Below are 7737 nucleotides of genomic sequence, written 5' to 3' on the forward strand. Positions count from 1 at the left end.
CATGGCTAAGCACCGCCGCGCGTCCAAGTTCACCCGCATCGCCGCGCTCGCCGGCGTCACCACCGCCGCGATCGCCGTTCCCCTGATGGGTGCCACGGGCGCCTCCGCCGCCTCGGTCGCCACCTGGGACGCTGTCGCCCAGTGCGAGTCCGGCGGCAACTGGTCCATCAACACCGGCAACGGCTACTACGGCGGCCTGCAGTTCTCGCAGTCCAGCTGGGAAGCCGCGGGCGGTACCGCGTACGCCTCCCGCGCCGACCTCGCCACCAAGGGCCAGCAGATCGCCGTGGCCGAGAAGCTTCTCGCCATGCAGGGTCCCGGTGCCTGGGCCTGCGCCGGCGCCGGCAACCTGACCGCCGGTGGCGAGTCCGCCCAGGTCGACACCTCGGGTTCCTCGTCCTCCTCGAAGAGCTCCACCTCGGACTCCTCGTCGCGTGACTCCTCGGACACCGCCAGCCGCGGCACCGAGAAGCGCACCCCGGTGAAGAAGAGCAAGCCGGCCGCCAAGCCGGTCGAGACCAAGAAGGCCGAGAAGGTCGAGACCAAGAAGGCCGCCCCGGTCCAGAAGGGTGACGGCGAGTACAAGGTCGTCGCCGGTGACAGCCTCTCCGAGATCGCCCAGGCGCAGCACGTGGCCGGTGGCTGGGAGAAGCTGTTCGAGCTGAACAAGTCCATCGTCAGCGACGCCGACCTGATCTACCCGGGCCAGCAGCTGCACCTCGGCTGAGCACCTCCGCTCGGCTGATCCCCGAAAACTCCCCGGCCAGGCACGCACTCCCCCCGAGCGTGCCGGGCCGGGGTTTCGGCTTTAGCCACGCGGACGGCGGGCGAACGCCGTGTGGACGTAAGACGACGTTGGTCACCTGTTGTCAGCCTTTGGGCCCCTTTTCGTCTCGCGGGTCGGCCGATCGACGGGTCCACCCTCCCCGGGCGGTTAGGCTCGTGTCGCAAAGCGCAGAGAGACACGCATCAGCTGTACACAGCCTGAAGGAGACACTCGTGCCGTCCATCGACGTCGTCGTAGCCCGGGAAATCCTCGACTCACGAGGCAACCCCACCGTCGAGGTCGAGGTCGGCCTCGACGACGGCAGCACCGGCCGCGCGGCCGTGCCGTCCGGTGCCTCGACCGGAGCCTTCGAGGCCCTGGAGCTTCGCGACGGTGACAAGAGCCGCTACATGGGCAAGGGCGTCGAGAAGGCCGTTCTCGCCGTCATCGAGCAGATCGGCCCGGAGCTGGTCGGCTACGACGCCACCGAGCAGCGGCTGATCGACCAGGCGATGTTCGACCTGGACGCCACCCCGGACAAGTCCTCGCTCGGCGCCAACGCCATCCTCGGCGTCTCGCTCGCCGTCGCGCACGCCGCCTCCGAGGCCTCGGACCTGCCGCTCTTCCGCTACCTCGGCGGCCCGAACGCGCACGTGCTGCCGGTCCCGATGATGAACATCCTGAACGGCGGGTCGCACGCCGACTCGAACGTGGACATCCAGGAGTTCATGATCGCGCCGATCGGTGCCGAGTCCTTCTCCGAGGCCCTGCGCTGGGGCGCCGAGGTCTACCACACGCTCAAGGGCGTGCTGAAGGAGCGCGGGCTCTCCACCGGCCTGGGCGACGAGGGCGGCTTCGCGCCGAACCTCGACTCCAACCGCGAGGCCCTCGACCTCATCGTCGAGGCCATCAAGAAGGCCGGCTACCAGCCCGGCCAGGACATCGCGCTCGCGCTCGACGTCGCCGCCTCCGAGTTCCACAACGAGGACGGCACGTACGACTTCGAGGGCAAGAAGATCTCCGCCGGCGAGCTGTCGGACTACTACGCCGAGCTGGTCGCCGCGTACCCGCTGGTCTCCATCGAGGACCCGCTGAACGAGGAGGACTGGGAGGGCTGGAAGGCCCTCACCGCCAAGCTCGGCGACAAGGTCCAGATCGTCGGCGACGACCTCTTCGTCACCAACCCGGAGCGCCTGCAGCGCGGCATCGACGAGGGCTCGGCCAACGCGCTGCTCGTCAAGGTCAACCAGATCGGCTCGCTCACCGAGACCCTGGACGCGGTCGAGCTGGCGCAGCGCAACGGCTTCAAGTGCATGATGTCGCACCGCTCCGGTGAGACCGAGGACGTCACCATCGCCGACCTCGCCGTCGCCACCAACTGCGGCCAGATCAAGACCGGCGCCCCGGCCCGCTCCGAGCGCGTCGCCAAGTACAACCAGCTCCTGCGCATCGAGGAGATCCTGGACGACGCGGCGGTCTACGCCGGCCGCTCCGCGTTCCCCCGCTTCAAGGGCTGATCGGCGGTACCACCCGCACGTCTGACCTACGTCCCCGTCCCCGGTCCCGTACCGTGGCCGGGGACGTAGGTACGTGTGGACGAGGGGAGACGGCGTGGGGGCGGACCGGTTTGCCACCGCGGCGCGGCTGAAGGCGATCGGCCAGGAGGCTCAGGCCCGCGTCTACCGCGCGGCGACCAGGCGACCCGCCCCGCGGCGCAGCAAGCTCACCGGGCGGGCCGCGCTGCTGGCGCTCGTGCTCTGCGCCCTCATCGTCGCCCTCGCCTATCCGATGCGGCAGTACATCGCCCAGCGCTCGGACATCGCCGACCAGCGCAAGGAGGCCCAGCAGGCCAAGGAGCGCGTCGAGCGGCTGCGCGAGGAGAAGGCCCGCTGGCAGGACGACGCGTACGTGCGGACCCAGGCCCGCCAGCGGCTGCACTTCCTGCTGCCCGGTGAGACCGGCTACACGGTGGTGGACCCGGCGCCGAGCGCCGACGGCGACTCCGGTGCCCGCCGGTCCTCCGACGAGGCCGCCGCACACCGCCCCTGGTACGACAATTTCTGGGACAGCGTCGACCACGCCGACGCCGCCGGGACCCCGCGGCGGTAGCGGGCGTCACCGACCGACACCCGCCGGCAGCACGCTGCGGCAGCCGACGCCGAGAACCCGCCCGACCTTCCACGACCGAGAACGGCTCATGACAGATCACCCCGCTCCCACCCCCCGCACCACGCCGACCGAGGCCGACATCGCCGCGTTCAAGGAACAGCTGGGCCGCCCGCCGCGCGGCCTGCGGGCCATCGCCCACCGCTGCCCGTGCGGGCAGCCGGACGTGGTCGAGACCCAGCCGCGGCTGGAGGACGGTACGCCGTTCCCGACGCTGTACTACCTGACCTGCCCGCGCGCCGCGTCCGCCATCGGGACGCTGGAGGCCGACGGCGTCATGAAGGAGATGACGGCCCGGCTCGCCGAGGACCCGGAGCTGGCCGCCGCCTACCGGGCGGCGCACGAGGACTACCTCACCCGCCGGGACGCCATCGAGGTGCTGGAGGGCTTCCCGAGCGCGGGCGGCATGCCCGACCGGGTGAAGTGCCTGCACGTCCTGGTCGGCCACTCGCTCGCCGCCGGCCCCGGGGTGAACCCGCTGGGCGACGAGGCGATCGCGATGCTGCCCGACTGGTGGCGCAAGGGCCCCTGCGTCAGCGGCGGCCGCGCCGCCGACGCCGCCACGACCGACGGGGGAGCGAAGTGACCCGGGTAGCGGCCATCGACTGCGGCACCAACTCCATCCGCCTGCTGGTCGCCGACGCCGACCCGGTCACGGGCGAGCTCAAGGACCTGGACCGGCGGATGACGATCGTCCGGCTCGGGCAGGGCGTGGACCGCACCGGGCGGCTGGCGCCCGAGGCGCTGGAGCGGACCTTCGCGGCCTGCCGCGAGTACGCCGCCGCGATCGCCGAACTCGGCGCGGAGAAGCTGCGCTTCGTCGCGACGTCCGCCTCGCGCGACGCCGAGAACCGCGCGGACTTCGTCCGGGGCGTGGTGGACATCCTGGGCGTCGAGCCCGAGGTGATCACCGGCGACCAGGAGGCCGAGTTCTCCTTCACCGGCGCCACGAAGGAGCTGACCGGCCACGACGGCCTCGCGAAGCCCTTCCTGGTGGTGGACATCGGCGGCGGCTCGACCGAGTTCGTCGTCGGCGACGACACCGTGCTCGCGGCCCGCTCCGTGGACATCGGCTGCGTGCGGATGACCGAGCGCCACCTGACCGCCGACGACGGCACGGTCGTCGACCCGCCGACGCTGGGCCGGATCACCGCCATCAAGGCCGACATCAACGCGGCCCTCGACGAGGCGGCCGGCTTTGTCCCGCTGGAGCAGGCCCGCACCCTCGTCGGCCTGGCCGGCTCCGTCACCACGGTCGCCGCCATCGCGCTGGGACTGACGGAGTACGACTCGGCCGCGATCCACCACTCCCGGATCTCCCTGGAGCAGGTCAGGGAGATCACCGGCCGGCTCCTGGCGGCCACCCACGCCGAGCGCGCGGCCATCCCCGTCATGCACCCGGGCCGGGTCGACGTCATCGGCGCGGGAGCCCTCGTCCTGCTCCAGATCATGGAGCGCACCGGGGCCCGGGAGGTGGTCGTGAGCGAGCACGACATCCTCGACGGGATCGCCTGGAGCCTCGCGTAGAACGAAGTTTGTGAAACTCTTCACATGAAGTTCCGGCTCTGGGGCCCAATTTTCCCAGGCCCCAGGCCGGTGACGCCCTCAAAACCCTTGTGGCGTGGTGTTTCCGCCGTGTTACAGGCCTTCGGGAGCGGGCCGGAGCGGCGAAGATCTTCGCTGATCAGGTGGGGCGATCGAGGCCGGAACGGCGTGCCGGGTTCCCTTGACGGGCTGTGTGGCTGATCACGCGGCCGGGCAGTGTAGCAGAGGGTGTCCAGGACCTTGTGAAGGGGCTCACGAGCACCCCTCCATCAGGTGCTGGATACTCGAACCATGAGCACTTCGGAGCGTCCACGGATCCTCGTAGTAGGCGGCGGGTACGTAGGCCTGTACGCGGCGCGCCGCATCATGAAGAAGATGCGGTACGGCGAGGCGACGGTCACTGTCGTCGACCCGCGCTCGTACATGACGTACCAGCCCTTCCTTCCCGAAGCTGCCGCCGGCAGCATCTCCCCGCGCCATGTCGTCGTCCCGCTGCGACGCGTGCTGCCCGGTGCGGAGGTGCTCACCGGCCGCGTGATGAACATCGATCAGGACCGCAAGGTCGCGTCGATCCAGCCGCTCGTGGGTGAGACCTACGAGCTGCCCTTCGACTACCTGATCATCGCGCTCGGCGCGGTCTCCCGCACCTTCCCGATCCCCGGCCTCGCCGAGAACGGCATCGGCATGAAGGGCGTCGAGGAGGCCATCGGCCTGCGCAACCACGTGCTGGAGCAGCTCGACAAGGCCGACTCCACGACGGACGAGGACGTCCGCCGCAAGGCGCTGACCTTCGTCTTCGTCGGCGGTGGGTTCGCCGGCGCGGAGACCATAGGCGAGGTCGAGGACATGGCCCGCGACGCCGCCAAGTACTACCCGAACGTCAAGCGCGAGGACATGCGCTTCATCCTCGTCGACGCCGCGGACAAGATCCTCCCCGAGGTCGGCCCGCAGCTCGGCGAGTGGGGCCTTGAGCACCTGCGCGAGCGCGGTATCGAGGTCTACCTCAGCACGTCGATGAAGTCGTGCGTGGACAAGCACGTGGTGCTCGCCAACGGCCTGGAGGTCGACGCCTCCACCATCGTGTGGACCGCGGGCGTCAAGCCCAACCCGGCCCTCGCCCGCTTCGGCCTCCCGCTCGGCCCGCGCGGCCACGTGGACACCTCGGAGAAGCTCCAGGTGCAGGGCACCGACTACATCTGGGCCGCGGGCGACAACGCCCAGGTCCCGGACGTCGCCGCCCGCAAGGCCGGCGTCGAGAACGCCTGGTGCCCGCCGAACGCCCAGCACGCGCTGCGCCAGGCCAAGGTCCTCGGCGACAACGTGGTCTCGGGGATGCGCGGCTTCCCGCAGCAGACCTACGCCCACGCCAACAAGGGCGCGGTCGCCGGTCTGGGCCTGCACAAGGGCGTGGCGATGATCGTGGTCGGCAAGACCAAGATCAAGCTCAAGGGCCGGCTGGCCTGGTACATGCACCGTGGCTACCACGGCATGGCCGTCCCGACCTGGAACCGCAAGATCCGCGTCTTCGCGGACTGGACGCTCGCGATGTTCCTCAAGCGCGAGGTCGTCTCGCTCGGCGCCATGGAGAACCCCCGCGAGGAGTTCTACGAGGCGGCGCGTCCGGCCCCGGCCCCCGCTCAGGCGGCCACCCCGGCCGGCGGCGCCACCGCCGGGAAGGCGCAGGAGAAGGCCAAGGCCTCCTGACGCCGGTTCCACCGTCCGAAGCCGCTCATGCACGACCCGAAGGGGCGCCCGCCATCCGTGGTGCGGGCGCCCCTTCGGCGTGCTCCTGGTGACGCCCGTGCGGTTGGGCCGGAAAATCACTCGCGCCGGCGCTCGTGCGTCGTACGCTCGTGCGTATGGCAGATGCGGCCCGTCGCATGCGCGACCTTGCTGAAAAAGCCCTTCGAGGACCGTTCCCGCTGCGCATCCGCGCCTGGGACGGCAGCGAGGCCGGACCCCCGGAAGCCCCCGCGATCGTCATACGGCGCCGCCGCGCCCTGCGCCGCCTGCTGTGGAAGCCGGGGGAGCTGGGCCTGGCCCGCGCCTGGGTCGCGGGCGACCTGGACATCGACGGCGACCTCTACGAGGCGCTCGACCTGATCGCCGGCCTCGTCTGGGACACCGGCGAGGACGGCGCACCGCACGTCAGCCCCCTGCGGCGGCGGATGGACACCCTGCGCGACCCGCGCACCTACCGGCTGGCCCGCGAGGCCCTGGCGCTCGCGGGCCCCGGGCTGCCGCCCGCGCCGCCGCCCGAGGAGGCCCGCCGCCGGTTCGGGCCGCGGCACAGCCCCGGCCGCGACCGGGACGCCATCAGCCACCACTACGACGTCGGCAACGCCTTCTACGAGCGCGTCCTCGGCCCGTCGATGGTGTACTCCTGCGCCTACTGGGAGCACCCCGACACCACCCTCGAAGCGGCCCAGCGGGCCAAACTCGACCTGGTCTGCCGCAAGTTGGCGCTCCGGCCCGGCCAGACGCTGCTGGACGTCGGCTGCGGCTGGGGCTCGATGGTGCTGCACGCCGCCGAGCAGTACGGGGTGCGCGCCGTCGGCATCACGCTCTCCACCGAGCAGGCCGCCTACGCGCGCAAGCGCGTCGCGGAGGCCGGGCTGACCGACCGTATCGACATCCGCGTCCAGGACTACCGCGCGGTCGAGGACGGCCCGTACGACGCGATCTCGTCGATCGGCATGGCGGAGCACGTCGGCCGCGACCTCTACCGCGAGTACGCCACCCACCTCTACGGCCTGCTGCGGCCGGGCGGCCGGCTGCTCAACCACCAGATCGCCCGCCGCCCGTGGGCGGACGAGGAGGCGTACCACGTCGACGAGTTCATCGACCGCTACGTCTTCCCCGACGGGGAGCTCGCGCCGGTCGGCTCGACGGTCTCCCGGCTGGAGGAGGCCGGGTTCGAGGTGCGCGACGTCGAGGCGCTCCGCGAGCACTACGGGCTGACGCTGCGGGCCTGGGTGCGCAACCTGGAGGAGCACTGGCAGGAGGCGGTACGGCTGGCCGGCCCGGGACGGGCGCGGGTGTGGCGGCTGTACATGGCCGCGAGCGCGCTGTCCTTCGAGCAGAACCGCATCGGCGTCAACCAGGTGCTGGCCGTCAGGACCCGGCCCGACGGGGCGGCGGGCATGCCCCCGGCCAGGCCCTGGCCGGAGCAGCCGCAGGGGTGAAGTGTACGCGGGCGCACGGCGCTCAGCTCGATGACGACGCCGATGTCGACAACCGTGGTGGCGGACGTCGAGGGC

Annotated in this window: 7 protein-coding genes; all 7 read left to right on the plus strand. The window is 71.4% G+C overall.

All coding sequences use genetic code 11. The features are described 5' to 3' along the window. Nucleotide 1 precedes the first annotated feature (1 nt). The 7 genes from ABZ721_RS01880 to ABZ721_RS01910 all read left to right on the plus strand — a co-directional run bounded on the left by ABZ721_RS01880 (nucleotide 2) and on the right by ABZ721_RS01910 (nucleotide 7662). Nucleotides 2–727, plus strand: a complete 726-nt coding sequence (locus tag ABZ721_RS01880) for a transglycosylase family protein (RefSeq protein WP_358786555.1) — start codon at nucleotides 2–4, stop codon at nucleotides 725–727. Nucleotides 728–999: 272 nt separating this feature from the next. Continuing rightward, nucleotides 1000–2283: a phosphopyruvate hydratase gene (gene eno / locus ABZ721_RS01885; protein ID WP_358786556.1), complete on the plus strand. Its 1284-nt coding sequence runs from the start codon at nucleotides 1000–1002 to the stop codon at nucleotides 2281–2283. A gap of 94 nt (nucleotides 2284–2377) precedes the next feature. Next, the gene (locus tag ABZ721_RS01890; RefSeq protein WP_358786557.1) at nucleotides 2378–2875 is read left to right on the plus strand and encodes a septum formation initiator family protein; all 498 of its coding nucleotides are present in this window, start codon (nucleotides 2378–2380) and stop codon (nucleotides 2873–2875) included. Between the two features lie 88 nt (nucleotides 2876–2963). Continuing rightward, entirely contained in the window at nucleotides 2964–3518 is a 555-nt protein-coding gene (locus ABZ721_RS01895) for a DUF501 domain-containing protein (RefSeq protein WP_358786558.1), read from the plus strand. Then, nucleotides 3515–4459, plus strand: a complete 945-nt coding sequence (locus ABZ721_RS01900; RefSeq protein WP_358786559.1) for a Ppx/GppA phosphatase family protein — start codon at nucleotides 3515–3517, stop codon at nucleotides 4457–4459. The genes ABZ721_RS01895 and ABZ721_RS01900 overlap by 4 nt, the downstream gene beginning before the upstream one ends. Before the next feature lie 309 nt (nucleotides 4460–4768). Then, on the plus strand, nucleotides 4769–6181 hold the full coding sequence (locus ABZ721_RS01905; protein WP_358786560.1) for an NAD(P)/FAD-dependent oxidoreductase: 1413 nt from the start codon (nucleotides 4769–4771) through the stop codon (nucleotides 6179–6181). Nucleotides 6182–6336: 155 nt separating this feature from the next. Beyond that, a complete protein-coding gene (locus tag ABZ721_RS01910) occupies nucleotides 6337–7662 on the plus strand; it encodes a cyclopropane-fatty-acyl-phospholipid synthase family protein (RefSeq protein WP_358786561.1) in 1326 nt (441 codons plus the stop codon). Nucleotides 7663–7737: the final 75 nt, after the last annotated feature.

Origin of the sequence: Streptomyces sp. NPDC006733 (assembly GCF_040636125.1) — a bacterium.
Classification (GTDB): Bacteria; Actinomycetota; Actinomycetes; order Streptomycetales; family Streptomycetaceae; genus Actinacidiphila.

Coding starts and splice junctions, on each gene's coding strand:
- ABZ721_RS01880 (WP_358786555.1), top strand. CDS start 2: ATGGCTAAGCACCGCCGCGCGTCCAAGTTCACCCGCATCGCCGCGCTC.
- ABZ721_RS01895 (WP_358786558.1), top strand. CDS start 2,964: ATGACAGATCACCCCGCTCCCACCCCCCGCACCACGCCGACCGAGGCC.
- ABZ721_RS01905 (WP_358786560.1), top strand. CDS start 4,769: ATGAGCACTTCGGAGCGTCCACGGATCCTCGTAGTAGGCGGCGGGTAC.
- ABZ721_RS01910 (WP_358786561.1), top strand. CDS start 6,337: ATGGCAGATGCGGCCCGTCGCATGCGCGACCTTGCTGAAAAAGCCCTT.